A 25029-nucleotide genomic window follows, 5' to 3' on the forward strand; every position below is an offset into this window, starting at 1 on the left:
CGCACCTCGAACATCACCCTGGAGGAAAAATGTCCGTTCCGCTGTACGTCCCCGCTGGTGAAGGCGAATACGTCGACATCCGGGACACGAAGAGGACGTATCTGAAGCTCACCACACCCGACTCCAACGGCGAGTTCGGCTTCTTCGAGCATCACATGGCCCCGGAGGCCAAGGGCGCGTCCCCGCACATCCACAAGCAGTCCACCGAGATGTTCTACGTGGTCAAGGGCGAGATCGAGTTCACCATCGGCGACCGCAAGGTGGTCGGTGAGCCGGGCGCGTTCGCCTACGTCCCCAAGGGTGAGCCGCACGGCTTCACGAACCGGGGCACCGAGGACGCCACCCTGCTGATCATGTTCTACCCGATCTACGACCGCGAGGACTACTTCCGCGGCCTTGGCCGTCTGACGGCCAACGGACGCAACCCCAGCATGGAGGAACTGCGCGAACACATGGCGAAGTACGACCAGTTCATGGTCTGACGCCAGTGCTGCGCAGCACGATGTCGCGGGGACCGATCCGCGAACGCACGGGACCAAGGCCGGGGCCCGGCAGCGCACCACGCTGCCGGGCCCCGTTACTGATGCCCTCCGTCCTCAGCCGTCCGCGTTCTCGCCCTTACGGAAGCGCCACTGCAACTCGCGCACCTGGTCGGCCAGTTCTGGCACCGGGCCGGCCACTTCCAGGCCGGGTACGACGTCCTGGATGCTCAGCGGGCTCAGAGGCGAGGTGACGGGCACGCCCCACTCGGCCTTCCATTCCCGGGCCTGCCGGGACGAACTCGCGTAGACGATGCGGCCAAGGCCGACCCACCCATGCGCGGCCGCGCACATCGGGCAGTGTTCTCCCGAGGTGTAGACGGTCGCCGTGGCCCGCTCCTCGGGGGTCAGATGGACCGCGGCCCAGCGGGCGAGCGCGATCTCCGGGTGCGCCGTCGGGTCCTTGGTCGTGGACTCGCGGTTGCGGTCCTCGGCCCTGACCTTGCCGCTCGCGTCGACGAGCACGGACCCGAACGGCCAGTCACCGGCGTCGAGCGCCTCCGCCGCCAGTTCGATGCAGCGACGCAGATGGGGCAGGTCGGCCGGGGTGACGGTGGTGGCGGCCTGAGCGGCCTCGGTTCCGCCAAGGTCGTGATCATGAGATGCCACTGCTGCTCCCTCTCTGTCCGTCGGTCTTCTTGAGTCCGTCGGTCTTCTTGAGCCGTCGTCTCGACGCAGTCGCCGGAGGGATTCTGCTAGGTCCGGTGTTCGGCCACGACAGCCAGAGCCTGCCAGGCCTCCTCGGGCCGCAGGGTCTCGTTCGGATCGCCGTGGTACGGGTCGAGCAGGATGCTGTCGGCGCCGGCCAGACGCAGTTCCTCCACGTCCTCGAGGAACTGCTCGAGGGTGCCTTCCCCGGCGCGGCGATCGGGGTGGTCGACCGGTTGCTCCGTGAGGTTGAGCCGAATCCTCGGCGCCAGACCCGGCACGGGCCGGCCGAGCCGGGCGGCGATCCCCTTCAGCCGTGGCAGCGCCTCCCGGAACCAGGGCATCGTGAACCCCAGCGGATGCCAGGGAGCCCCGAAACGCACGGCCCGGCGCATGCCCGCGTCGCTGTTGCCGCCGATCCAGAGCGGAATCTGCCCGCAGCGGTAGTCGGCGTCGTTCTCCCACGCGGCGCGCAGCGTGCGCAGATGTTCGTCGGTCAGCGCGCCACGCCGCTCGAAGGGCACGCCGAGCGCCTCGAACTCCCCCCGGGCCCAGCCGACCCCGACGCCCAACACCAGTCGGCCACCGCTGAGTTGGTGCAGGTTGGCAGCCATGCGGGCGACCAGCAGGGGATGCCGGTAGGGGGTGATGAGGACGGTCGTGCCCAGCTTGATCCCGCTCGTGATCCCCGCCATCCAGGCGAGCGTGGTGAACGGCTCGTAGAAAGGCGCGGGATACTGCTCGGCCACGTCCGGCGTGATCGCCACGTGATCGGACATCATCAGCAGATCGAAGCCGAGGCCCTCCACGGTCTCGGCCCAGCGGGCCAGGTGATCGGGATTCGCTCCGGGCCCGAAATTGGGGACGTTCACGCCAATCCGCATGGGCGTCAGCCTAGCAACGGGCGTCCTTCAACGTGCCTGCCGCGCCTGCCGGTCGGGCCACGGTCGTGTGTCCCTGTTTGACCTTGACACGGTGGCAAGGTCTTCACTGACCGGCGAGGAGGTGATCTCGATGACGGTCACGGGACAGGACACCGAGGCGCTCGACACGGAGGCACTCGGCACGGAGGCACTCGGCACGGAGGCGCTACGAGCGCTGCAAGGGCTGGAGGACGGCCGCTCGTCGGTACGGTTGCGAGCCGCTCTGGCGGTCGGCACGGCGCCGGACCCGCGCTTCGTCGCCAAGCTCGTCGAGCGCTGCGCGATCGAGCCCGAATTCTTCGTCCGGGACATGCTGACCTGGGCGCTCACCCGCCATCCCGTCTCGCTGACGCTGCCCGAGCTGCTCCGCGAGCTCCGTTCGGAGCGGGCCCAGGCCCGGAGTCAGACGCTGCACACGCTGTCGAAGATCGGGGACCGGCGGGCGTGGCCGGCGATCACGGAGGCCCTGCTGTCCGACCCCGAGGCGGAGGTGGCGCGCAGCGCCTGGCGGGCCGCGGTCATCCTCGTACCGGACGGCGAGGAGTCCGCGTTGGCCACGGTCCTCGCGACGCAACTCGGGCGCGGTGAGCGGGAGACGCAGCTGAGCCTCAGTCGGGCCCTGGTGGCGCTGGGGGAAGTGATTGAGCCGGCCCTGCACATCGCGGCGAGGGCCGCGGACCCCCGCACGCGGACGCACGCCCTCGCCACGACACGGCTGCTGCGTGACCCGGACACGGGGTTCGAGTTCGCGATCGAGGAGGCGAAGCGCGTGGTGGCCCTCGGCGGCGACCGGCCGGAGGGACAATGAAGCGTGTTGATCGGTGAGGTGGCGCGACGGTCCGGGGTCAGTGCCCGCATGCTGCGGCATTACGAGTCGCTCGGTCTGGTGCGGCCTTCCGGCCGTACCGGCTCCGGCTATCGGGAGTACTCCGGGCAGGACATCCGGCGGATCTTCCATGTCGAGAGCCTGCGGTCGCTGGGGCTCTCGCTGCGGGAGATCGGGCGCGCGCTCGACGAGCCAGGCTTCACGCCCTCGGCGCTCGTCGGAGACCTCGTCCTGCAGACACGCGAACGCATCGCGGCCGAGACCGAGTTGCTCACACGGCTGCGCCGGATCGATGCCGCGGACCCCGCCGACTGGGAGGATGTCCTTCAGGTCGTGGCGCTGCTCCAAGCACTGGGCTCGAAGAGCGCAAGCGCACGCCAGCGTGCGGCGCTCTCCTCGGACGAGGAGGTTCCGGTGCCGGTGGAGGCTTTGGTCGAGGCGGCACTCAGCGAGACGGATCCGAACGTCGCCGGGGCCCTTCGGTGGGCGCTGGCACGATCGGGCGAGGACGGTGTGGCACTGCTGGCGGAGGGCCTCGACTCACCGGTGGCCGCCGTGCGGGAACGTGCCGTCCAGTCGCTCGCCGAGATGCCCGGCGACCAGGCCGCGGCGCTGCTGCGACAGGCCCTTGCCAGCCCTGACAACGTGGTCCGCGGGCATGCGGCTCTGGCGCTCGGAGCGCGGGGGGTGGCCGCTGCGGTCCCCACGCTCATCGACATGATCGTGGACGGCAGGAACGACACCGACGCGGCCGACGCGCTGAGCGTGCTGGCGAGCGACACCGCACGGGCGGATCAGATCGCGACCGGGCTGGTCGACCGCCTCGCCGAGGCCACCACTGGCGCGCCCGCACGCGGCCGGCTGACCCAGGCGATGGCAGGCATTCCGGGCCCGACGACATCGCGCGCCCTCGTCGAGCTCGCCGACGACGAGGACCGCGCCGTGGCGGTGACGGCGACCTACCTGCTCCGGCTGCGCGAGGCGCGGTGACCGATCGGATCGTATGGGGGTCGCTCTCGCGGGAGGGTCCGAGCACCACGCTTGATCTCGCATTTTGGTCGCACCCTGGACCCGGATGCTGGTCAGTGTGTTTACATGCGCGTAATACATGAGTGTCACGCGCACGGCAACGGCGCCGAGCGTCCCGACCGGGCTGTACCGGAGTGCGCCGCCAGTGCGCCGTGCCCCGTGACGGATCCCCGGTGTCAGCCGTGCCAGGAAAGGGCTCCCTTGACCACGCGATCCGAGACGAAGACCACGCTCGCGCAGCTGCTCAGCGAGATCGAGCACCGCAACCCGGCCCAGCCGGAGTTCATCCAGGCCGTACACGAGGTCCTGGAGACACTGGCGCCGGTCATCGCAGCCCGTCCCGAGTACGCCGAGCCCGGCCTGATCGAGCGGCTGTGCGAGCCGGAGCGGCAGGTCCTGTTCCGGGTGCCGTGGCAGGACGACCGGGGGCGCGTCCACGTCAACCGTGGTTTCCGGGTGGAGTTCAACAGCGCGCTCGGCCCGTACAAGGGCGGCCTGCGCTTCCACCCGTCGGTGAACCTCGGCGTCATCAAGTTCCTGGGCTTCGAGCAGATCTTCAAGAACGCGCTGACCGGCCTCGGCATCGGCGGCGGCAAGGGCGGCAGCGACTTCCAGCCGCACGGCCGCAGCGACGCGGAGGTCATGCGCTTCTGCCAGTCGTTCATGACGGAGCTGCACCGGCACATCGGCGAGCACACGGACGTGCCCGCGGGTGACATCGGCGTCGGCGGCCGGGAGATCGGCTATCTGTTCGGTCAGTACCGGCGCATCACCAACCGCTGGGAGGCCGGCGTCCTCACCGGCAAGGGCCAGGGCTGGGGCGGCTCGCTTATCCGTCCCGAGGCCACCGGTTACGGCAACGTCCTCTTCGCGGCGGCGATGCTCCGCCAGCGCGGCGAGGACCTGGAGGGCCGCACGGCCGTGGTCTCCGGCTCCGGCAACGTCGCCATCTACACCATCGAGAAGCTGGCCGCCCTCGGTGCCAATGCCGTGACCTGCTCGGACTCGTCCGGGTATGTGGTCGACGAGAAGGGCATCGACCTCGACCTCCTCAAGCAGATCAAGGAGGTCGAGCGCGGCCGGGTCGACGCCTACGCCGAACGCCGGGGCGCCTCGGCCCGCTTCGTTCCGGGCGGGCGGGTCTGGGAGGTCCCGGCCGACGTCGCGCTGCCGTCGGCCACGCAGAACGAGCTGGACGCCGACGACGCGGCCGCCCTGATCCGCAACGGCGTGAAGGCGGTCTCGGAGGGCGCCAACATGCCGACGACCCCCGACGCGGTACGCCTCTTCCAGCAGGCCGGTGTCGCCTTCGGCCCCGGCAAGGCCGCCAACGCGGGCGGTGTCGCGGTCAGCGCCCTGGAGATGGCCCAGAACCACGCCCGTACGTCATGGCCGGCGGCACGGGTCGAGGAGGAGCTGACGCAGATCATGAACGACATCCACACCACCTGCCACGAGACCGCCGAGCGCTACGACGCCCCCGGCAACTACGTGACGGGCGCCAACATCGCGGGCTTCGAGCGGGTCGCGGACGCGATGCTGGCCCAGGGCGTGATCTGAACCGGAGTCCCGAAGCCGACGAGGAGCAGGGCGCCCCACCGGTTGCGATGGGGCACCCTGCTCGCTGTCCGGTGCGGATCAGAAGTTGGAGCAGACCGCGCCCTGGGGGCCCTTGATGAGCCAGGTGAAGACCTTGCGCGTCTTCGGGCCGTAGAGACCGTCCGCGGGTGAGACGCCCCTGGCCCGCTGGAGATGGGCGACAGACGCCTTGGTGGCGGGGCCGTAGACCCCGTCGATGGCGCCGGGGCTCTTCGTGCCGCAGCGCCACAGGGAGTTCTGGAGCGCCTTGACCGCGGAGCTGCTGTTGCCCGGGCCCAACTGGCAGTTGAGGGAGCCGTTGGAAGCCGCGGCCACCGGACCCGAGAAGCCCCCGTTCGACTTGGTCACGGTCTTGGTGCAGATCGGGGTGGCGGCGTGCGCCGGGGCGGCTGTCGCGGCCAGGAGCCCTGACGCGAGGAGGGCCGAGCCGAGGCCGGCGGCGGTGATGCGCCGGATGGGTGCGCAGACGGACATGGCGTTGTTACCCCCGTGTGTGATGGCGTGGTCGGCCGAACGGCTCGGTACGGGCCGGCTCGGCGGCATGCGGTTGATGCTTTCCCTTGGTCGGCGCGCATGGGCACGCATCGTCGACCGGGATCAGCATCTGGCACGGGCGGGGCCAAGTCGTCCAACCAGGGAGGTAACGCGGTAAACCTTGGTGGTATCCGAAGCGGTCCGGGGCGTTTGGCGTTACCCCGGGCGTTGTCCAGGGTGCTGACCGGACCGCCGGTGGGTCAGTTCTCGCGCTCGTTGTAGGCGTCGGCGGCACGTTCGTTCAGGGCGCTCCCCCATGTCTGGAAGCGGCCGCTGACCGCTCCCTTCGGCGGGTCGACCTCGGCGCCGCGACGCAGCCGCGGACGTCCGGAGCCGGAGGGGGCCTGCGGCAACAGACGCGCCACCACGCCGTTGAGGCGTGTCGTCGCGGCGGGCGCCAGACCGTGGGCCAGGTCGGCCGCACGAGCCAGCGGCGTCAGGACCAGCCGCGTACGGCGCCGGACGACGGCCTTGACGATGCGTTCGGCAGCGCGTTGCGCGTTCATCGACACCAGCGGAGCACCCGCCGCCGTGGAGAACCAGCCGTACTCCTTGCCGCGTGCGCCGCCGAACTCGGCCTGGAGGTGCGACCCGGTCCGCATCAGCCCCGGATACACCGCGGTGACGCTGACACCGCTCGCGGCGGCTTCGGCGTGCAGGCCCTCCGCCAGTACACCCGCGGCGGCTTTGGCACCGGCGTAGGGCAGGAGGTGGGGCACACCCATGAGCCCGCCCACCGAGGAGATGACGCCCAGCCGCCCTCCCCGCTCGCTCTGCCTGAGATACGGGAGCGCTTCGAGGCAGGTGTGCACGGCCCCCATGTACATCGTGTCCATGGCGTCCCTGAACTCCTTGGCGCCGATGGCCTCCAGTGGTGCCACCTGGATGATGCCGGCATTGGCGATGACGATGTCCGGCCCGCCGCAGGTGTCGTGGGCGGCCCGGAACATGGCGTGCACCGCCTCCTGGTCACGTACGTCGCAGACCGAGGTGTGCACAGCGACGTCGGGCCGGCGGTGGAGCAGCTTCTTCTGGGCGGCCGCGAGCTCATCGGCGTCACGGGCAGCGATGATCACCGTGCAGCCGCGGGCAGCCAGTTGGTCGGCCATCAGCAGACCAAGTCCCCGCGACCCTCCGGTGACGAGCGCGGTCTGCCCGGCCAGGGATTCCTTCGTGGTGTGTGCCATGAGCGCTCGGCGCTCCCTTCCTCGGATGGCGTCTGGGCCGTCGCCGGGTTCCCCGGTCGGGACGCTTCGATGCCCGTGGCGGGCGGGACCCTTCTTCTGGCGTGCTGGGCGTTACCCGAGTGCCCTCTGTTTCGCCCGGTGTGCCCAGGGAACCCGGCCTTGAGTTGAGCGTGAACACGGGACAACCGATCTGGCGGCGCGGTCTTGATCCGGCGCCGCAAGGAGGCGTCATGGAACTGTGGTGGCGGCAAGCCGCCTGTGCTGACGAAGACCCCGAGATGTTCTTCCCGGTCGGCACGTCGGGCCCCGCCGAGGAGGACCTGCTCGCCGCGAAGCGGGTGTGTCATCGCTGCCCGGTCCTCGACCGGTGCCGGAACTGGGCACTGGAGACGGGGCAGGCCTCAGGTGTGTGGGGCGGAATGGGAGAGGACGAACGGTCGAGGCGCCGACGCGGGGCGACCAGGGCCGCCGCCCGCCGCAGGACTCCGGCCAGAACCTGACCCGCGGGCGGCGACGGCGCCAGACCAGCCACGACGGCCTCTCCTTCCGGGGAGCCCCTCTGACGGTTCTGATGCGGCGGGGCCCTGGGCTTTCAACGTAGGCCGGTCACGTGGACATCGCCTGTTCAGGGACGGCACCTGGTTGAGAGGGGCCCCCCACCGGTGCTCTGCCTTGCCGCGATGGCGTGCTGACGTGGCCGGGGGGCGGGCCCTCACCTGAACGCAGGCCTCACCGAAGTTCAACGGCGTACGAGGCTCCGGGAAAGTCCCACCCGTCGGTACCCTCGCCGATGTCCTCGACGATGACGTCGTCGATGAAGTGATCCTCGAACGCCTCGTCGGTGAGCTCGCCCGCCGCCCAGAGCGTCTCGATGTCGTCCCAGTGCCCCCGGCGCCCGTCGATCCGCAGGGGCGCGGCCCGCCTGGTGCCGCGCACGCGTTCGTCGGCACCGGTCTTGACCGTGCCGCTGATCTCGAACCGGCCGTTCTTGACCCGCGCGGGGATCGGTTCGGCGGGGACGATGGCGGCGTTCTCGTAGGCGGTGTGGATCACGTCGCGATAGCTGCGGCGGACGCTGTACTCAGGGTCGGACAGCCAGTTGACGAGGGTCTTGGTCGTGACGTGCAGTCCGGCGTCCTCCAGGATCTGGTAGCCGCGGCGGGTCTTGGTGAGGTGGCTGAGCTGGGCGTGCCAGTGCCGGGCGGTGTAGGAGGAGAGGCGGTGGCGCGGGGTGACCTGAGCGCGCAGCAGGTCACCCAGGGCGCCGCCCAGTGAAGGACCGTGCCCGGTGGGACCGGCCATCAGTCCTCACCCTCGGGGATGATCTCGCCGCGCCGGACGAACTTTGCCTTCACTTCGCCGAAGCCGGTCCCCACCCGGTAGGGGGTGGGAGGCGTGGCGTCGGGCATGAAGAAGACCGCCGCGTCGACGTTGCGCAGGGCGATGAGCCGGTGGCCTTCCTGGACCGCCTTGAAGGCCGTGATCCAGTGGCGTACGGACGCCTCGGCGACCATGCTCATGCGCCAGTCGGGGCGCCAGAACGGCGAACGCTGTTCCTCTCGTTTGGGCCACAGCAGACGCAGCGCGATCGACAGCCGCGTCTTGTACTCCTTGTAGGGCTCGCCGCCGTCCTGGACCAGCTCCGCACGTGCTGCGCGGGCAGCCGTGTAGAAGGGCTTGAAGAGCGATTCGTTGGCCTTGCCGGTCCAGGAGTCGTGGAACGTCAGCGGGGTGTCGATGTGGCCCTCGCGGATGAGGCGTTCGAGCTGCCTGATGTGCGGGGTGGTGACCCATACACGGCCGTGCTCGTCGGCGCTTTCGACGACCCGCCCCAGGGGGTGGGGCATGGCGGGGTGGTCCCACTGGGGGATGTCGATGAGGTAGATGCCGGCCTGGGTCTTGTCGAACGCCTCGAGAGGGCCGGTGTGCAGGAGCTTGTTCGGGGCCAGCGGGACGGCCGAACAGGCGGAGGGGTAGGAGCCGTTGCGGTCGATCAGGCACATCACGCCGTCGCCGAACGAGTCGGGCACCAGGAGCTGGTCGCGCCTGACACGCCTGCCGTTCGCGTTGATGTGGGCGACACGTTCGCTGGTGACCTCGGGGTGCACCCAGCGCGGCTCGCCGTCCATGTCCTCGCTGATCAGGGGCCAGGGACCACGGTCGCGTTCCTCGGTACGGATGACTTGGATCGGGTGCATCTTCGATCGGGCGACCGCGTCCTTGAGGATCACCAGCGCGGGGAACACGACGCCCTCGGGCTCATCCTCCTCGTCCCCCGGCGCCAGGTCGTCGGCGTCTTCATCGACCTCGTCGGCTTGTTCGGCCGGGGATTCGGTGAGCGTCTCGGCCGTTCGCTCGGCATCCGCCTGGGGCGGTTCGCCACCAGTGGGCTCCACCGCTGCCGTGGTTTCAGCGGCGGAACCGGGCGCCGTGGTGGTGTGGGTGGCCGAGCCGGGCACCGTGCTGATGTAGGCGTGCAGGGCGTCGGCCAGCCGTCGGCCCTGGGCGGTGTCCGGGTACGACGGATCGGCGGCGGCCAGGTCACGCAGCGGACCGCGCAGTTCCGCGAGGGCGCCCGCATCCCCCTCGGCCACGGCCGTGCGCAGCGCTGCGAGCAGGCGGGTGGCCTCGGCGGGCAGGCCCTTGAGGGCGCCGGATGTGAAGGGGAGCCCGGCATCGGCCAGTTCACGCTCGGTGTGGAGTCCCCTTTCCTCCTGGGCGTCGGAGGGTGCAGCGGCCGGGGCTCCGGCGGCGGGAGCAGAGGCCGCGGGGCCGGCGTCCAGGAATCGGGCGTGGATGAGGTCGGGCCGCAGATGGGCGCGGCCGATGATGCCCAGATCCCGTTCGGCGACCGTCACGGCCGTCAGGGACGGCCCCGGGGTGAGGGTGAGGATGACGTCCGCGTCGAGCAGATTCACGATGGCCGGCTCATCGGTGTCCACGACCACCAGAACCGGCACATCAAGGGTGCGGGCCATCTCGCCCAAGACCTGGACGGCCTGCGGGAGGTGCTCTCCCGACAGCGGCAGACGCGGGTTGGGGGCCCGCTGCAGGCGATCGACCACGACGAGGGCCAGGTCGTCGGCCAGCGGCGCGGTTTCCGCGATGGCCTGCGCGCTCAGGTCGGTGCCGTCATCGATGAGCAGCGGTGCGTGCCGCAACCGGTCGGCGACGTCCTGCTCGTGGGGGGTGAGGGTGCCTCGCTTGAGGCGTGCGTAGTCGCCACCGGCTTCGGCGGCGATGACGCGGCGCGTGATGTCGGCACTGCTGGGTCCCGATGCCGCGTACAGGACACGGCCGCCCTGTACGAGTGCGGTGTGACGGGCCGCGGCGAGACCGACGAGGCTGCCGCCGGCCTGCGGTGGAGCGGCCACCAGGACCAGGCGCCCCGGGTGCAGTCCACCGGTGGCGTCGTCCAGACCTGCGAGGCCGAACGAGAGGCCCGGCACGGAGGCGGAGGTAAGGACATCGCCGATTGCGTCGCCGAGCGTGGCAAGCCTGCGGCGTGCTGTGGGCTGGGTGTTCACCGCGCCTCCTGCCAGGACCGCGTCAGAGGCGGCCACATGGGATGGGGTGCTGCTGATGGGACCGTCCACGGGCAGCAGGACCGCGACGGGGGTGGCATAGCGGCGCAGCACCTGAGGCTGCCCGCCCGCCGCCAGCGCGACGAGTTCGCCGAGCTCCTTCTGCGCCGAGCCCAGGGCGTGGCTGGCAAGGCCGTTGCTCTCCGGGCGCCGAGCGGCGGGGAAACGGTCCAAGGGGGCAAGCACCGCACGGACACCGCGATTGCCGATCAGCGTCGACCTGGCGTCCTGCCCCTCGGCAAGCTTCACCAGGGCGTGCAGCTCCTCACGGGCCTCGGTCACATTCCGGATCCCCGGGGCGCGTTCACTCTCGGGCGCTTGGTCCGCCTGGTCCGCCTGGTCCATCCCACAGCCTCTCTCAACTCACCCCCACCCTAACGACAACCCACCACTCCCCACTCCAGCCCCACCACTCTTCACGCTTCAAGTCACCCTTATGCGCGTGCTGGTACGACCGGCGCTACAGGTAATACAGGTGCTCGCGGTGCTCCCGGTGCTACAGGTTGTGCACCGCGACGCGGGCGGTCGCGACGAAGGCCAGGAGGGACTGCCAGAAGGGGTCGTAGTACTGGTCGAAGGCCGCGAGGGCGTCGGGGTTGTCCGTGATCGCCTCATCGAGTGCGCGATAAGGGGGCCTGGTCGCGAGCCTCAGCGTCTCCGCGGCCTCGGCGACGTCGTCCGGTCCTTCAAGGCTGATCACCCATATGCAGTGACGGAGCCTGCTGTACGCCTCCCGAAGGCCGACGCGTATCTCCTTCAGCGCGGGCACCTGCTCGGCACGGGTGCCGCCGGCCGCGTGAATGTCGGACACCGCCCAGTACAACTCGGCCATCTTGTGCGCCTGTTCGATGAGGCGCACATAGGCGGCCCTTCGCACCTCACTGACGTGCACGGAGCGCTGCATCCGCTCGGCGGTGGCCGCCTGGATCTGCGCGGCCCTGGCGGTCCCTCTGCTGGTGACCCAGCTGGCCATGACTGCGGTGCCGGCGGTCAACGAGGAAATCCAGAGGGCAGAGTCGACCATGCCGGAGATCATCCCAGGCGCCGACCCACCACCCTAGATCGAAACCGGCCCCTGCCGACGCTGTCGCCCCGAAGGACGACGCTGGGCCCGCTGTCCGTGCGGGTGACCGGGCAGCGGGCCCAGCAAGCCATCCGCCGCGTCCCGCTCCGGAATCTCTAGGGTGGCTGGGTGCAGAGGAAGCAGCCCTCCCAGTACGGGAGGGCGCTGAGAACTCGGTGCAGTGCGCAGGAAGCCACCGCACGTTCGTCCACTTCCGGGAAGCCACCGGCACCACGAACTTCTTCGGTCGGCTCGAAGGACTCGACCATGGCCTTGAACTGACGCAGGTAGTCACAGGCGAAGGGTGGCTCGTAATCCAGCTCGCTCCAGCGATGGCCGCTCAGCGCGAGTGCGGTGGCGCGCACCACGAAATCCTTCGACCTGACACGTTCGCGTTCCGTGGTGCCCCATGCGATGTCTCGCAGGTCGAATCCGACAGCTCCACGCCCCATCACGTTCTGATCCTGCAGCGACAAGAGGGAAGCGAAGCGGTAGTCCCACTCGTCATCGGCGAGATCGGACACCGCCAGCATCAGCACGTTGACGAACACCTCTGTCCCACCGTTGGACAGGCAGAGGCTCTTCGTAGCGCCACCGAACACGTTGCCCACAGGGTCACCGTACGACGTCACGGCCGCAGGCTCGGGCTCGGCGAGGCTCTCAGCGGTCGCCATGACTCGGAACAGACCTGGTCATGTAGGCACGTGGGATTGGGCCTACTACCCGCCCGGATCTCCGCGGCCGTGCGTTGGCGACGCATCCCGGCCACCGAGGCTTTCGGTCGTCGGCGTCGTCCCGTCCTCGGGTTGGAGCGCGGCTACGTGCCGAGGGGACAGTTCAGGCGGGGTCTCTCCCGCCGCCAGATGCTCCAGGACCTCCGCGAGTTCCCCGCAGGCGCTCTTCACCGACCGTCGGGTGGCGCGCTGTTCAGCGACCATGGCGGACAGCAAGAGCGCCGTCAGCGCAGTGGCGCCGTTGAACGCCTGCAGTTTGGTCATGACCTCGACTGCGGTCAGGCCCTGGAAGGCACCCTGCTGTTTGTTCGCCTCGAAAGTCGTCAGCACGGACGCGAACAGCGCGCACGGAATGCTTCCGGCCAGCTGGAAGCGCAACGCCACCCAGATGAGCAGCGGGAAGACGAGGAAGAGCAGGCTCAGGTCGCCGAGCACTGCCAGGGGTACGACGACCAGGGTCGCGAGGCCCAGGCACAGCATCTCCTTCCACCGCCTCAGCCGCAGCGGCCCAGCGGCGCCCACCAGCACGAGCAGGAGCGGAGTGACGAGCAGGACGCCCATCGCATCACCGACCCACCAGGCCAGCCACACCGACCAGAACTCCCCCGTCTCCAGCCCACCGGTCAGCACCTGCAGCCCGACCCCCGCCGTGGCGCTGATCAGCATGGCGCCGAGCCCGCCGAGGAAGACCAAGGACAGGCCGTCACGCAGCCGTGAGATCCCGACCCGGAAACCGACCCGGCGCAGCATCAAGTAGGCGCAAAGCGGGCCGATGGTGTTGCCCGCCACGGTGACGAGCGTGGTGAGCTGGGGGGTGGTGAGGGACGCGATCACGAGGAAGGAACCCACGGCGAGCCCTGGCCAGATCGACACGCCGTAGACGAGCAGCGCGGCGACGGCGACTCCGGTCGGCGGCCAAATGGGTGTGACGATCACTCCCTCGACGGTGAGCCGACCGTGCAGGCCCAGACGCCCGGCCACGTAGTAGCAGGCGGCCACGGCCAGTGTTTTGAGTACTACCTCCAGGGACAGCCGGAACCGCCGGAACCGCCGAGTCACCAACACAGAGCCATCAGACACCGAGTGGACGACTTCGGCCATGTGGAGGCCCCTGACCGGGTCCCGTCGCGTCCCATCGCGTTCCGTCGCGTTCCTTCCCCGTCCCGTCGCGTACGTAGTCGTCATGTACGTCCGACACCAGCCACCGCCGCTACAGCGCCCCGCCGTCATGGCCCACGACCAGCACGGCGGCATCGTCCTCATGCCCCACCGTGTCCGCCAGCCGCATCACACCGCCGACGAGCGCATTGATGCCAAGCCCGGCAGCGGTCGTGATCTCGGCGAGTCGCATCACTCGCCGCAGGCCCTCGTCGAGGCTCAGCGACGGCCCCTCCACCACTCCGTCGGTCAGCAGCACGACGACGCCGTCCGTGGTGAGCCGGTGGCACACCACCGGGTACTCGGCGCCTTCGAGCACGCCGAGCGGAGGCCCGCACTCTCCTTCGTCGACGCCGGACCGGCCGTCGGCCGTGGCCCAGATGTGGGGGATGTGCCCGGCCCGAGCGCACTCCAGGACGCCGGTCGCCGGATCGAGGCGCAGAAAGGTACACGTGGCGAAGAGGTCCGCGCCCAGGGAGATGAGGAGGTCGTTGGTACGGCTGAGCAGCTCCCCCGGGTCGCCCGTGACGGAGGCCAGCGCCCGCAGACCCACACGGACCTGCCCCATGAACGCGGCGGCCTGGATGTTGTGCCCCTGCACGTCTCCGATGGACAGCCCGATACGGCCGTCGGGCATGGTGAAGGCGTCGTACCAGTCTCCCCCGACGTTGAGCCCGTGGTTGGCGGGCATGTAGCCCACGGCCAGCCGGACCCCCGGAGGCTCCGGAAGGTCGTGCGGGAGCATGCCTCGCTGCAGGGCCACCGCCAGCTCGACACGGGAGCGCTGCATCTCCGCGAGCTCCCGGGCACGGGCAGTCAGGGCCCCGAGCCTGGCAAGCAGCTCGTCGCCGTCGTCGGCCGCCTGCGTACGGAACATCGATCGCCCCGGTTCCGCGAGAGCACCTCGCGTCAGTTCAGCTGTCTTTCGCCTCGTGCACCACTGGCACAACCTCGCCATCAACTTTGCCCGGAGATGACGGCGCACGCACCCTGTCGGGCCTCCACAGGCGGGCCGAGCCGGTCGCGGGTGCGGCAGAAGGCGGGTGCGGCGGAAGGCGGGTGCGGCGGAAAAAACAAAGGCAAGGAGAGATCTCTCCTTGCCACTCTCAACATATAGCCCAGTGGGGGGCTTGCCACAAGGCCCCGGTCACGGCGCAGAATCATCCGCCGACGCCACGTCGAACCAGTCCCACCCAGTACAACGCAGCGCGGCTGCCTCGGAGGTAACGCAGTGAGTGAGCAGTACGTGCAGGACGTGCAGGACGTGGAGTACGTGCAGGACGTGGAGTACATGTTGGATCTGCACGAGATCGACGAGACGCAGGTCGCGGTCGTCGGTGGCAAGGCCGCACACCTGGGCGAGCTGTCGCGGATCGAAGGCATCCGCGTGCCGCGTGGCTTCTGCGTGACGACGCACGCCTTCCGGCGGACCGTGGCGCAAGCGCAGTCGCTCGACGAGCGGCTCGACCGGCTGGCGCGCGTCAGCCCCGACGACAGGGAAGAGATCCGCACGCTCAGCGCGGAGATCCGCCGGATCATCGAGGAAACTCCCCTCCCGGCCGATCTCGCGACGTCGATCACCCACGCCCTCACCCGGAGCGGCGAGCACGCCGCATACGCCGTCCGGTCCAGCGCGACGGCAGAGGATCTGCCCACGGCCTCCTTCGCGGGCCAGCAGGACACGTACCTGAACGTCGTGGGCCCGTCGGCGATCCTTCAGCACGTCAGCCGTTGCTGGGCCTCGCTGTTCACCGAGCGGGCCGTCACCTACCGCCGGCGCAACGGCATCGACCACCGTACGGTCCACATGGCCGTGGTCGTGCAGCAGATGGTCTTCCCCCACGCGTCCGGGATCCTGTTCACGGCCGACCCCGTCACGGGCGACCGGAAGGTCGCCACGGTCGACGCGGGCTTCGGACTCGGCGAAGCCCTGGTCTCCGGCCTGGTGAACCCCGACATCTTCAAGGTGCGCCACGGCGAGGTCGTTACCAGGACTATCGCCGCCAAACAACGCGCCGTGCAGGCCCTGCCCACCGGCGGCACACAAGAAGTGACCGTCGACTCACAGCGGCAGGAGCAGCCTGCGCTGACGGACGGCCAGGTCGTGGAGCTCGTGCGGATCGGACGGCGGATCGAGGCGCACTTCGGCAGCCCTCAGGACATCGAATGGTGTCTGTCCGATGCCGGCGACGGTGGCGGTGATGGGAACAGTGAGAGTGAAGGCGAGGGTGCAGGCAGGGGCTTCCAGATCGTTCAGAGCCGGCCGATCACCACCCTCTTCCCCATCCCCGAGGCCGATGACCAGGACAATCACGTCTACGTCTCCGTCGGCCACCAGCAGATGATGACCGACGCCATGAAGCCCCTCGGGTACTCCATGTGGCAGCTGACGGCCATGGTTCCGATGCACGAGGCAGGCGGGAGGCTGTACGTCGACGTCACCGGACGCCTGGCCTCGCCCGCGAGCCGCGCCGCACTCCTTGACCTCATCGGGAAAGGTGATCCGCTGGTCAGGGACGCTCTGGAGACCGTCATCGCGCGCGACGACCTCGTCCCGCCGTTCGCGGAGGTTCCGTCACCTCCGAAGACCCCGTTGCCCGCGGACGCGGCCCCTGCCGGACCACCGGCCGGCGCGGCGCCCGCCGCTCCGATCGCGACCGACCCCGCCGTCGTCACCGAGCTGATCGAGCGCAGCGAGGCGTCCGTCGCCGCCCTGCAGCGCGACATCCGGACGAAGACCGGACCTGCTCTGTTCGACTTCCTCCTGGAGGCCTTCGAGGAACACAAGCGCGTCCTCGGTGACCCCTTGAGCTCGCAGGCGATCATGGCGGGGATGGAGGCCACCTGGTGGCTCAACGACAAGCTGCAGGAGTGGCTGGGCGAGAAGAACGCGGCTGACACCCTCACGCTGTCCGCCCCCGACAACATCACGTCGGAGATGGGGCTGGCGCTGCTCGACGTCGCGGACGTGATCCGCCCGCACCCGGAGGTGGTGGCCTTCCTTCAGGGCGTCCAGGGCGTCCAGGGCGTCCAGGGCGTCCAGGGCGAGGGTGTCCAGGACGAAGGCTTCCTGGACAAGCTGCCGAAGCTCGCGGGCGGAACCGAGGCGCGCGACGCCATCCAGGCCTACCTCGACCGGTACGGCATGCGCTGCGTCGGCGAGATCGACATCACCAGGCCACGTTGGAGCGAGTGCCCCACCACGCTCGTGCCCGTGATCCTCGACAACGTCAGGAACTTCGAACCGGGCGCCGCCGAGCGGCGCTTCGAGCAAGGGCGGCAGAAGGCGCAGAAGAAGGAACAGGAAGTGCTGTCGCGCTTGCGGGCCCTGCCGAACGGGGAGCGGAAGGCCGACGAGACCAAGGCGATGATCGACCGGGTCAGAACCTACATCGGGTACCGGGAGTATCCCAAGTACGGCATCATCTGCCGCTACTTCGTCTACAAGAAGGCCCTCCTCGACGAAGCGGAACGCCTCGTGCGCGCAGGCGTGCTGCCCGAGAAGGAGGACATCTTCTACCTCACGTTCCAAGAACTGCACGAGGTCGTGCGCTCGAAGCAGCTGGATGAGCAGCTCATCCCGAGGCGCAAAGAGGCGTTCCGGTCGTACCAGGCGCTCACCCCGCCGCGGGTGCTCACGTCGGACGGCGAGGCCCTCACCGGGGCGTACCGGCGTGACGACGTGCCGGCCGGCGCTCTGGTCGGGCTGCCGGTTTCCGTGGGGACCGTCGAGGGACGGGCCCGCGTCATCCTCGACATGTCGCAGGCCGATCTCGAGGCGGGCGACATCCTGGTCACGTCCTTCACGGACCCCAGTTGGTCCCCGCTGTTCGTCGGAATCGCGGGCCTGGTGACGGAGGTGGGCGGCCTGATGACCCATGGCGCGGTGATCGCCCGTGAGTACGGCTTGCCGGCCGTCGTGGGCGTGGAGCAGGCGACCCGCCTGATCCGTGACGGGCAGCGCATCCGCGTCCACGGAACCGACGGGTACATCGAGATCCTGCCCTGACCGATTCCACCGAAGCGACCTGAACCGAACTGAACCGAACTGAATCGACGAGAGGCGGTGCGCGCCCCGGCCCGATCTCACGCGCCGGGCCGGGTACCGGTCTCGTGCGGAGGGGGCGGGTGCGCTGGGAGCGAATCGAGGCCCCGTACCTCCGTGAGCCCAAGTCCGTTGCACCCAGGCCGCGTTCGGGTGGCACGTGAGCCGCGGGACAGCAGATACCCGGCCAGGGCGGCGGCGAGGCCGGCCAGTCCCGCCGCCACGAAGCCGCCACCCGGCACGGAGGCGTCGATCGCGACCCCGACGATCGGCGTTCCGAGCGCGAACCCCGCACTCAGCGCCGAGGATTGCAGGCCCGTCGCCTCACCACGTACACCGACCGGCGCGAGTCTCATCACCGCGTCGGCCACCGTGGAAAGAGTCGGCGCCACGAGCAGCCCCGAAAGGGCGACGGCCACGCACAACCAGGGCCAATCGCGGGCCAGCCCCGCCGGAATGATGGCAAGGCCGAGCAGACCGAGCAGCAGCCAGGTCGGCACTGGCCGGGACAGCACTCCGTACACCAGCCCGCCGACGACGGAGGCCGCGCCGTACGTGGCCACGACCACGGCGGCCCAGGAGACCTGGCCGGATTCCTTGAGGGTGGCGACGATGGCCAGGTCGGTGCCGCTGAGCAGCATCGTGGTGCCGAACGCCATCATGAGCATGGCGATCATGCCCGGGCCGAGCCACTCCCGGCGGCGCGGACGTGCGACCGCGGCGGCGCCCGCCTCGTCCTTGGTCCGCAACGGCGGGTCGAGAAGGGCGATGCCCACTCCCCCCACCACGATCGCGGCGCCGACACCCCAGGCCACCACCTCCGGGGACATCTTCGCCGCGCAGAGGATCACGATTGGCGGGCCCGCGATGTACGACAGTTCGCCCTGCACCGATTCCAGCGCGAAGGCGGGGCGGCGCTGTTTTGCCGTCGTCATCGCGGCGATCGCCTGCCTGGTCACCGGCTGGGCCGGCACCATCAGCAGCCCCGCCACGAAGGCGGCGCCCAGCAGGGCCCCGTACGGCAGGATCGGCACGCTCAGCCAGAACACGACCTGGACCACGACGGTTGCCAGCAGCACCGCGCGCAGGCCCCGCCGGTCGATCATGCGGCCGAGGAGCGGCCCGCCGAGCGCCAGTCCGGTGGTCAGCGCGGCCGCGACACCACCGGCCGCCGCGTAGCTCATGTCCAGACCGAGCACGACGTACATCGTCAGCGCCATCACGTCAGCCGTGATCGCGGCACGCGCGAGCAGGGAGATACCCAGCAGTGATGCCATCCCTGGCACGGCGAGTATCTGTCGGTATCCGGTCACTCGAGAGACGCTAGGCCTTGGTTCAAGACATAGGTAGGGGTTATTTCGCTGGGGATGCCATAGTAATTATTTATGGCCATGGACCTTGAGACCGCGTTGCTGCGGTCATTCGTCACCGTCGTCCGGGCGGGCAGCATCAGCCGCGCCGCGACCACGCTGGGCAAGACCCAGCCCGGACTCAGCCAGCAGGTTCGCAAGCTCGAGAGCGCCGTCGGCCGCCCGCTGCTCTACCGGTCGCCGTCCGGTGTCTCGCTGACCCGGGCGGGCGAGGAGCTCCTGCCGTACGCCGAACGCATCCTCTCGCTCAGCGCCCAGGCACTCACCGAGACCGGCCGCGCGCTGACCGGCCGTTGCGGCGTCGGGCTACTCGAAGACCTCGCCGCGGCGCAGCTTCCCCAAGCGCTCGCCGACCTCGCCCGGCTGCACCCCGGTGCGAGGCTGGAGGTGCTGAGTTTCTCCACCGCCGAGATGCGGGAGGCCTACGAGGCGGGCCGCGTACAACTCGTGCTGGACGAGGTGCCGGTGGTTCCCGCGTCGCCGCGCTGGACGGTTCGCCGCCCGCTGGTCTGGGCGATCGGCCAAGGCGTGGACGTGACCGCCGATCCCCTGCCCGTGGTGCTGTTCTCGGGCACGTGCACCTGGCGTACGACGGTCCTGGAGACCCTGGAACGGGCCGGCAGGCCCTGGCGGGTGGCCTTCGAGAGCAACAGCCTGGTCGGCGTGCTCGCCGCGGTACGGGCCGGGCTCGGGGTCGCCGCACTGATGCCAACGAACGTCGAACCGGGCATGGTCGGCCACGACACGACCGCTCTGCCCACGCTGCCGGACATCGAACTCGGCCTCGCGCGACACCCGCGGACGGAGGGCGATCCACTGATCGACGCGGTGGAGACGGCGCTGCGACGCACGCTCTGAGAACAGCCGTGGCCCCTGCGTCAGCTCTTCGCCGGACATCCCCGGCCGGCCCTGCCCAGAGCACCCCGCGTGGAGCGCCCAAGTCAGCGAACGCGGCGGATACGGATCGGGCCGCGGGCCTTCTCCGGATCGACGGGCCGGCCGCCCTGGGTGATCTCCACCTCGCCGGCCGTCACCAGACGCCGGGCCGCGCGGCGGGCCGGTTCCATGAGCTCACGCCAGCCGTCGTCGTCCCCGTCGTACACCGCCCGCGCGGCATCGGACGGACAGATGGTCGCATCCACCGCACGCCCGTCGAGCAACTCCACGATGACTCGCTCCAGGCGCTGCTCGGTCCGCCGTTCCTTGTCACTCACGGCGCCAGTGTGACACCGCCGCCGACGAAATCCGGGCATCGGCCACCGCACAGATCCGCAGGTCGTCGGGCGCGGTTTTTCTCATGGCGGCCGATCAGGGGATGCTGGGTCCGCTCTCAGACGGAACGAAGAAGAGGGGGGCCGTATGAGCGAGACCTGCGTCATTCTCGACATCGGTGGCGTGCTGGAGCTCACGCCACAAACGGGGTGGGTCCAACGGTGGGAAGAACAGTGGGGGTTCCCGCTGGGCACGGTGCATGAGCGGATGCACGACGTGTGGCACGCCGGAAGCCTCGGGAGCATCAGCGAACGTGAAGTGCACGAGCAGGTAGCTGCGCGCCTGGGTCTCACGGCACCTCAAGTAACGGCTTTCATGGCCGACCTCTGGGCGGAGTACCTGGGGACGCCGAATGACGAACTCATCTCCTACGTACGGGCGTTGCGGGGAAAATGCCGACTGGGCATCCTCAGCAACAGCTTCGTCGGCGCCCGAGTGCGGGAGACGTCGCTGTACCACTTCGACGACCTGGTGGAAAAGATCGTCTACTCGCACGAGATCGGCATCGCCAAGCCTGACCCGAGAGCTTTCGAGACCGCATGCACCGCCTTGGGTGTGCTCCCGGAGAACTGTCTGTTCATCGACGATGTCGCAGTCAACGTCGAAGCCGCCGAGGCGCTGGGCATGCAGGGGCATCTGTTCGAGGACAACACCCGGACGATCGCTCGCATCGCAGCTCATCTTGATGCCGGTTCCCGAGCGCGACAAAGTGCCTCGCCCATCTGACCCGTACCCCGGCTTCGGCGCCGGGCGATGTCAGACCGCTCTGCCACGATCGGCACATGGGATTCTTCGATGATCTGGTGTTACCGGAGGAACCGGCCGCAGAGCGGACCGCATTGGTCCGGCTGTGTCCGCCGGGAAGTGACGCGGCACGCTCCGCACCGCCCACCGAGTGGTTCGCGCCAGTGCTGCACTCGCAGTTGGCGGTGGTCGGTTCCGGGGCGCAAGCCCGGGTGGTGATGACGGGATGGTCGCTGTGGCCACACTCGGCGACCTTGCATCTTTCGGTCTTCCGCAAGGCCAGATGGTCCAACACCGAGGGAGGGCGACAGTCCGGGCTCCGGGTCGGCCTGTTGTTCTGTGACGGGCGCCGGGTGACCTCACTGGACGCCAGGGTGGAGCGCCCTGTGGAGTGGACAAGGCCGGACGGGCGCAAGAGCACGGCTGTCACGGATCAGGCCGCCGGGCTGATCTGGCTGGACACCGGGCTGCACAAGTCCCGCCGCTCCCTCTTCAAGACCGACCTCGATCTGTATCTTCCGGACCTGCCCCCGCCAGGCGAGGCGCAGTTGGTCGTCGAGTGGCCGGACGAGGGCATCGAGGAGACGCGTACCTCGATCGATGCCGCTGCATTGGTCGCCGCGTCGGCGAGGGCTCTCGACATCTGGCCAGACCTCGAAGCACCGGATCCGGCGCAGCAACCGGAGACCTTCGCGACGTTCGAGATCGACGGACCGCCCGCCTTCCTGGCTCCGCCGCTGACACGACGCCAGCGCACGATGCTGCGCCATCAGGAGGAAGAACGGCTGCGCTACCTGCCGAGGCCCGACTGGGAACGAATGGCTTACGGGGACTGGGGAAACACGGCGGTGATCCAGGCCCGCCTGCAAGGGGGCTCGCCGCCCGACGCACACGTCCAAGGTGCGACTCCTCTGCACCTCGCAACAGAGCACGAGGCGGCCGACGCGGTCACCGCGCTCCTGTCCCACGGCGCGGAAGCCGACGCACGCGACGACCACGAGCACACCCCTCTGTGGTACGCGGCCTGCACCGTGAACGAGGCCAATGTCCGTGCGTTGATCGCCGCTGGGGCCGACGTATGGACACCGCAGACGGGTCCCTGGTCGCCGGGCCGCCTCCTGCTGACCACATCGCTCGCGCCACTCGTCGCGGAACTGCCCGGGAGAGAGGAGCTGCCCGCCGACGAAGCCGCCGCTTTCCGGGAGGCGGACGCACTCATCGCCGCCTGCGGCGAGCAGGAACTGTGGACCGAGGGGCTCGGCCTCTGCTTCGTGCGGGGGCTGAGTGAGGAAGAACTGATCCTCCGCCTCGGCGCTGACCCCACGCGATGCCCGACGGCAGACCTTGAGCACGCCCCCTTCGACCTGGCGGACCACGACGCGACCCTCCGCTACGTGGGAGTGACCAGCGTGGTCGGCACACCGGGCGGCTGCGTGATCACCCAAGAGGGATACATGCCGAGCGACAACACCGTTCTGCAGGCGATATCCGCGGGCACCGACGCGTACGGCATCTACTTCAACCCCAAGGGCGGCACCTTCGGGACGTTGGCCCGGAACGGCGAAGTCGTGGCGCATGAGGAGATCGGCCTGCCGCCAGGCAAGTCGGATCCAGCGGCCCACTGGCACTTCCGCTTCTGGCAGCGGCGGCACGCGTTCCCGCATGACGCCAACACCCTCGCCTACGCCGCCGCGGCAGCCGGTCTGCGCTTCAGCAACGCCCAGAAGGCCGTGGACCGTCGCTCGCCGCGCCGCTGGGTGGAGTTGCCTTCACGGCTTCGCCGCTGAGAAGAGGGCCGGCCGCTCCCTCAGACGCATCAGCCGAAGTGCCCGGCCGGCCCGCCCGCCTCACCCTCAGGGACACACCTTCGCCACCAGAGTCGCCAGCGCCTCCCCCAGCGGCAGGTCGACGCGCTGGGTCGCCCAGCGGTCGCCTCGGGTCGGGCCCTGGTTGACGATCAGGACCGGCGTGCCGGACTCCGCCGCCTGGCGCACGAAACGCAGGCCGGACATGACGGTGAGAGAGGAACCGAGTACGAGCAGGACGGCGGCCTCGTCGACCAGGCGGCGACAGTCCGCGACCCGCGCCGGGGGGACGTTCTCACCGAAGAAGACCACGTCCGGCTTGAGCACCCCGTCGCCGCAGCCCGCACACGCCACCACCCGGAATTCCCGTACCGCCTCGTCCGGCAGCTCCACGTCGCCGTCCGGATTGACCCGCGCGGCACGGTAGCGCTCGGCGGCGGCCTCGAACCCCGGGTTGGCCTCCCTCAGCCGTTGGTCGAGCTCCGCTCGGGTGCTGCCTCGCCCGCAGGTCAGGCAGATCACCCGGCTCAGGCTTCCGTGCAGCTCGATGACGTTGTGGGCCCCGGCCGACTGCTGCAGCCCGTCGACGTTCTGTGTGATCACGCCGGTGACGAAGCCTGCCTCGCTCAGCGCGGTCACGGCACGGTGACCGGCGTTGGGGCGGGCCCGCGTCATCGCCCGCCACCCCAGCTGACTGCGCGCCCAGTACCGCCGGCGCGCCTGCTCGGCGCCGATGAACTCCTGATAGGTCATGGGCGTGTGCCGACGCAGGGAACCGTTCGCGCCGCGGTAGTCGGGGATGCCCGACTCCGTGGAGAGCCCCGCACCGCTCAGCACCACGACCTTGCCCGCGCGCACCGCCTCGACGACAGCGGTGAGGTCGCTCGAGGCCGGGAGCAGACCGCCAGTGGGCTCCCAGGTCAACGTGGGTCGCATCCGCATGCCTGCCAGCTTACGTTCTTGACGCGCGAGCGCCGCGGTCACGCGTACCGGAGGGGGGGGCGGGCGCAGGTCGAGAGGGGGCAGGCCGCCCGGCGTGCAGACCCGGGCTCACACCGGGGCCGGCAGGTCCATCCGCGCGAGCTTGACCGGGTCGACCACGGCTGTCATCTCGGTGATCCGGCCATCGACGACGGTGAACGCGAGGACCGACAACGGGGTGCCGTCCTCGTGCCAGGAAATGACGCCGGGTGAACCATTGACGATCGCCGCGTGCCCCACCGCGGCCGCTCCGGCGGCCAGCTTCGCGCCTGCGGCCACCTTGGAGGCGCCGAGGACGACAGCCACACCGTCGGGGGTGTCGACGGTCAGTCGTACGTCGGGGTCGAGCAGGCGCAGCAGCTCGTCGAACTCACCGAGCCGGGCCGCTGCCAAGAACGCCTTGACCACCTCGCGCTGTCCTTGCTCGACGCCCGTCGGCCGCTCGGTCGACCGCACCTTTCTGCGGGCGCGGCTGGCGAGCATCTTGGTAGCGTCGGTCGACTTGCCGAGGATCTGGCCGATCTCGTCGAAGGGCACCGCGAACAGGTCGTGCAGCACAAAAGCCAGCCGTTCGTTCGGCCGGAGCGACTCGAGTACGACGAGGAGCGCGAGCCCGACCGAGTCCGCGAGCATCGCGTCTTCCTCGGGGACCACACCGTTGTCGAGCGTCACCACGAGCTCGGGGGGCTGGTCGCCGTAGGGCGCCTCGGGGCGGGACCGGCGCGATCGCAGGATGTCCAGGCTGATCCGGCCGACCACCGTCGTCAACCAGCCGGCGAGGTTGTCGATGGCCGCCGCATCCTGGCGGGAGAGCCGCAGCCACGCCTCCTGGACGGCGTCCTCGGCGTCGGCGTGCGATCCGAGCATGCGGTGGGCGACCGCGCGCAGCCGGTCGCGCTGGGATTCGAAGGCCACGGCCATCGGGTCCGCCTGGTCCATCGGGTCCGTCGCGTCTATCGGGTCGGTCGGGTCCGTCGGGCTGGTGCCG

23 protein-coding genes are annotated in these 25029 nt (G+C 69.8%); 9 read left to right on the forward strand and 14 right to left on the reverse strand.

Features of this window, described 5'->3' with window-relative positions; all coding sequences use genetic code 11:
* Positions 1 to 29 precede the first annotated feature (29 nt).
* Positions 30 to 482 (forward strand): cupin domain-containing protein, encoded by a 453-nt coding sequence (locus ACWFRU_RS05400; RefSeq protein WP_365825235.1) that lies wholly within the window; start codon positions 30 to 32, stop codon positions 480 to 482.
* A gap of 114 nt (positions 483 to 596) precedes the next feature.
* On the opposite strand, the gene ACWFRU_RS05405 is transcribed toward ACWFRU_RS05400, so the two are convergent.
* Together ACWFRU_RS05405 and ACWFRU_RS05410 are read right to left on the reverse strand one after the other, a co-directional pair.
* On the reverse strand, positions 597 to 1076 hold the full coding sequence (locus tag ACWFRU_RS05405; RefSeq protein WP_453685267.1) for a nucleoside deaminase: 480 nt from the start codon (positions 1074 to 1076) through the stop codon (positions 597 to 599).
* Between the two features lie 158 nt (positions 1077 to 1234).
* Positions 1235 to 2071 (reverse strand): LLM class flavin-dependent oxidoreductase, encoded by an 837-nt coding sequence (locus tag ACWFRU_RS05410; protein ID WP_453684778.1) that lies wholly within the window; start codon positions 2069 to 2071, stop codon positions 1235 to 1237.
* Between the two features lie 130 nt (positions 2072 to 2201).
* Here ACWFRU_RS05410 and ACWFRU_RS05415 point away from each other — a divergent pair, with 130 nt between their 5' ends.
* From ACWFRU_RS05415 to gdhA, 3 genes are all read left to right on the forward strand, one after another.
* The gene (locus ACWFRU_RS05415; protein WP_453685268.1) at positions 2202 to 2918 is read left to right on the forward strand and encodes a HEAT repeat domain-containing protein; all 717 of its coding nucleotides are present in this window, start codon (positions 2202 to 2204) and stop codon (positions 2916 to 2918) included.
* Between the two features lie 3 nt (positions 2919 to 2921).
* Positions 2922 to 3926, forward strand: coding sequence for a MerR family transcriptional regulator (locus ACWFRU_RS05420; RefSeq protein WP_453684779.1), 1005 nt, complete (start codon positions 2922 to 2924; stop codon positions 3924 to 3926).
* 240 nt (positions 3927 to 4166) lie between these two features.
* On the forward strand, positions 4167 to 5525 hold the full coding sequence (gene gdhA, locus ACWFRU_RS05425) for an NADP-specific glutamate dehydrogenase (RefSeq protein WP_453684780.1): 1359 nt from the start codon (positions 4167 to 4169) through the stop codon (positions 5523 to 5525).
* Between the two features lie 78 nt (positions 5526 to 5603).
* On the opposite strand, the gene ACWFRU_RS05430 is transcribed toward gdhA, so the two are convergent.
* Together ACWFRU_RS05430 and ACWFRU_RS05435 are read right to left on the reverse strand one after the other, a co-directional pair.
* Positions 5604 to 6038: a peptidoglycan-binding domain-containing protein gene (locus ACWFRU_RS05430; RefSeq protein WP_453684781.1), complete on the reverse strand. Its 435-nt coding sequence runs from the start codon at positions 6036 to 6038 to the stop codon at positions 5604 to 5606.
* 260 nt (positions 6039 to 6298) lie between these two features.
* Entirely contained in the window at positions 6299 to 7285 is a 987-nt protein-coding gene (locus ACWFRU_RS05435) for an SDR family NAD(P)-dependent oxidoreductase (RefSeq protein WP_453684782.1), read from the reverse strand.
* A 230-nt stretch (positions 7286 to 7515) separates the two neighbouring features.
* Between ACWFRU_RS05435 and ACWFRU_RS05440 the strand changes: the two genes are divergently transcribed.
* Entirely contained in the window at positions 7516 to 7785 is a 270-nt protein-coding gene (locus ACWFRU_RS05440; protein WP_453684783.1) for a WhiB family transcriptional regulator, read from the forward strand.
* Positions 7786 to 8014: 229 nt separating this feature from the next.
* On the opposite strand, the gene ACWFRU_RS05445 is transcribed toward ACWFRU_RS05440, so the two are convergent.
* From ACWFRU_RS05445 to ACWFRU_RS05470, 6 genes are all read right to left on the reverse strand, one after another.
* Positions 8015 to 8587: a hypothetical protein gene (locus tag ACWFRU_RS05445; RefSeq protein ID WP_453684784.1), complete on the reverse strand. Its 573-nt coding sequence runs from the start codon at positions 8585 to 8587 to the stop codon at positions 8015 to 8017.
* Positions 8587 to 11151, reverse strand: a complete 2565-nt coding sequence (locus ACWFRU_RS05450; RefSeq protein WP_453684785.1) for a DnaB-like helicase C-terminal domain-containing protein — start codon at positions 11149 to 11151, stop codon at positions 8587 to 8589. The genes ACWFRU_RS05445 and ACWFRU_RS05450 overlap by 1 nt, the downstream gene beginning before the upstream one ends.
* Positions 11152 to 11365: 214 nt before the next feature.
* Positions 11366 to 11893 (reverse strand): hypothetical protein, encoded by a 528-nt coding sequence (locus tag ACWFRU_RS05455; RefSeq protein ID WP_453684786.1) that lies wholly within the window; start codon positions 11891 to 11893, stop codon positions 11366 to 11368.
* A gap of 155 nt (positions 11894 to 12048) precedes the next feature.
* Positions 12049 to 12606 carry a hypothetical protein gene (locus ACWFRU_RS05460; RefSeq protein WP_453684787.1) on the reverse strand — a complete coding sequence of 186 codons (558 nt, stop codon included), beginning with the start codon at positions 12604 to 12606 and terminating at the stop codon, positions 12049 to 12051.
* Between the two features lie 45 nt (positions 12607 to 12651).
* On the reverse strand, positions 12652 to 13767 hold the full coding sequence (locus ACWFRU_RS05465; protein ID WP_453684788.1) for an MASE1 domain-containing protein: 1116 nt from the start codon (positions 13765 to 13767) through the stop codon (positions 12652 to 12654).
* Between the two features lie 109 nt (positions 13768 to 13876).
* Entirely contained in the window at positions 13877 to 14701 is an 825-nt protein-coding gene (locus ACWFRU_RS05470) for a PP2C family protein-serine/threonine phosphatase (protein WP_453684789.1), read from the reverse strand.
* Between the two features lie 414 nt (positions 14702 to 15115).
* Here ACWFRU_RS05470 and rph point away from each other — a divergent pair, with 414 nt between their 5' ends.
* Positions 15116 to 17833, forward strand: coding sequence for a rifamycin-inactivating phosphotransferase (gene rph / locus ACWFRU_RS05475; protein ID WP_453685269.1), 2718 nt, complete (start codon positions 15116 to 15118; stop codon positions 17831 to 17833).
* A 77-nt stretch (positions 17834 to 17910) separates the two neighbouring features.
* Here the strand turns inward: rph and ACWFRU_RS05480 are convergent, their stop codons facing one another.
* Positions 17911 to 19182 (reverse strand): MFS transporter, encoded by a 1272-nt coding sequence (locus ACWFRU_RS05480; protein ID WP_453684790.1) that lies wholly within the window; start codon positions 19180 to 19182, stop codon positions 17911 to 17913.
* 78 nt (positions 19183 to 19260) lie between these two features.
* On the opposite strand from ACWFRU_RS05480, the gene ACWFRU_RS05485 reads away from it, so the two are divergent.
* Positions 19261 to 20097: a LysR family transcriptional regulator gene (locus tag ACWFRU_RS05485; RefSeq protein ID WP_453684791.1), complete on the forward strand. Its 837-nt coding sequence runs from the start codon at positions 19261 to 19263 to the stop codon at positions 20095 to 20097.
* An 83-nt stretch (positions 20098 to 20180) separates the two neighbouring features.
* On the opposite strand, the gene ACWFRU_RS05490 is transcribed toward ACWFRU_RS05485, so the two are convergent.
* A complete protein-coding gene (locus tag ACWFRU_RS05490) occupies positions 20181 to 20453 on the reverse strand; it encodes a DUF3253 domain-containing protein (protein WP_453684792.1) in 273 nt (90 codons plus the stop codon).
* A gap of 145 nt (positions 20454 to 20598) precedes the next feature.
* Between ACWFRU_RS05490 and ACWFRU_RS05495 the strand changes: the two genes are divergently transcribed.
* Both ACWFRU_RS05495 and ACWFRU_RS05500 read left to right on the forward strand, forming a co-directional pair.
* Positions 20599 to 21237, forward strand: a complete 639-nt coding sequence (locus tag ACWFRU_RS05495; protein ID WP_453684793.1) for an HAD family hydrolase — start codon at positions 20599 to 20601, stop codon at positions 21235 to 21237.
* A 404-nt stretch (positions 21238 to 21641) separates the two neighbouring features.
* Positions 21642 to 23042 (forward strand): ankyrin repeat domain-containing protein, encoded by a 1401-nt coding sequence (locus ACWFRU_RS05500; protein ID WP_453684794.1) that lies wholly within the window; start codon positions 21642 to 21644, stop codon positions 23040 to 23042.
* 66 nt (positions 23043 to 23108) lie between these two features.
* Here ACWFRU_RS05500 and ACWFRU_RS05505 read toward each other — a convergent pair whose 3' ends face one another.
* On the reverse strand, positions 23109 to 24002 hold the full coding sequence (locus ACWFRU_RS05505) for an NAD-dependent protein deacetylase (protein ID WP_453684795.1): 894 nt from the start codon (positions 24000 to 24002) through the stop codon (positions 23109 to 23111).
* Between the two features lie 108 nt (positions 24003 to 24110).
* Positions 24111 to 24980 carry a sigma-70 family RNA polymerase sigma factor gene (locus ACWFRU_RS05510; protein WP_453685270.1) on the reverse strand — a complete coding sequence of 290 codons (870 nt, stop codon included), beginning with the start codon at positions 24978 to 24980 and terminating at the stop codon, positions 24111 to 24113.
* Positions 24981 to 25029 lie beyond the last annotated feature (49 nt).

The sequence above is a fragment of the Streptomyces sp. NPDC055099 genome (assembly GCF_053607685.1).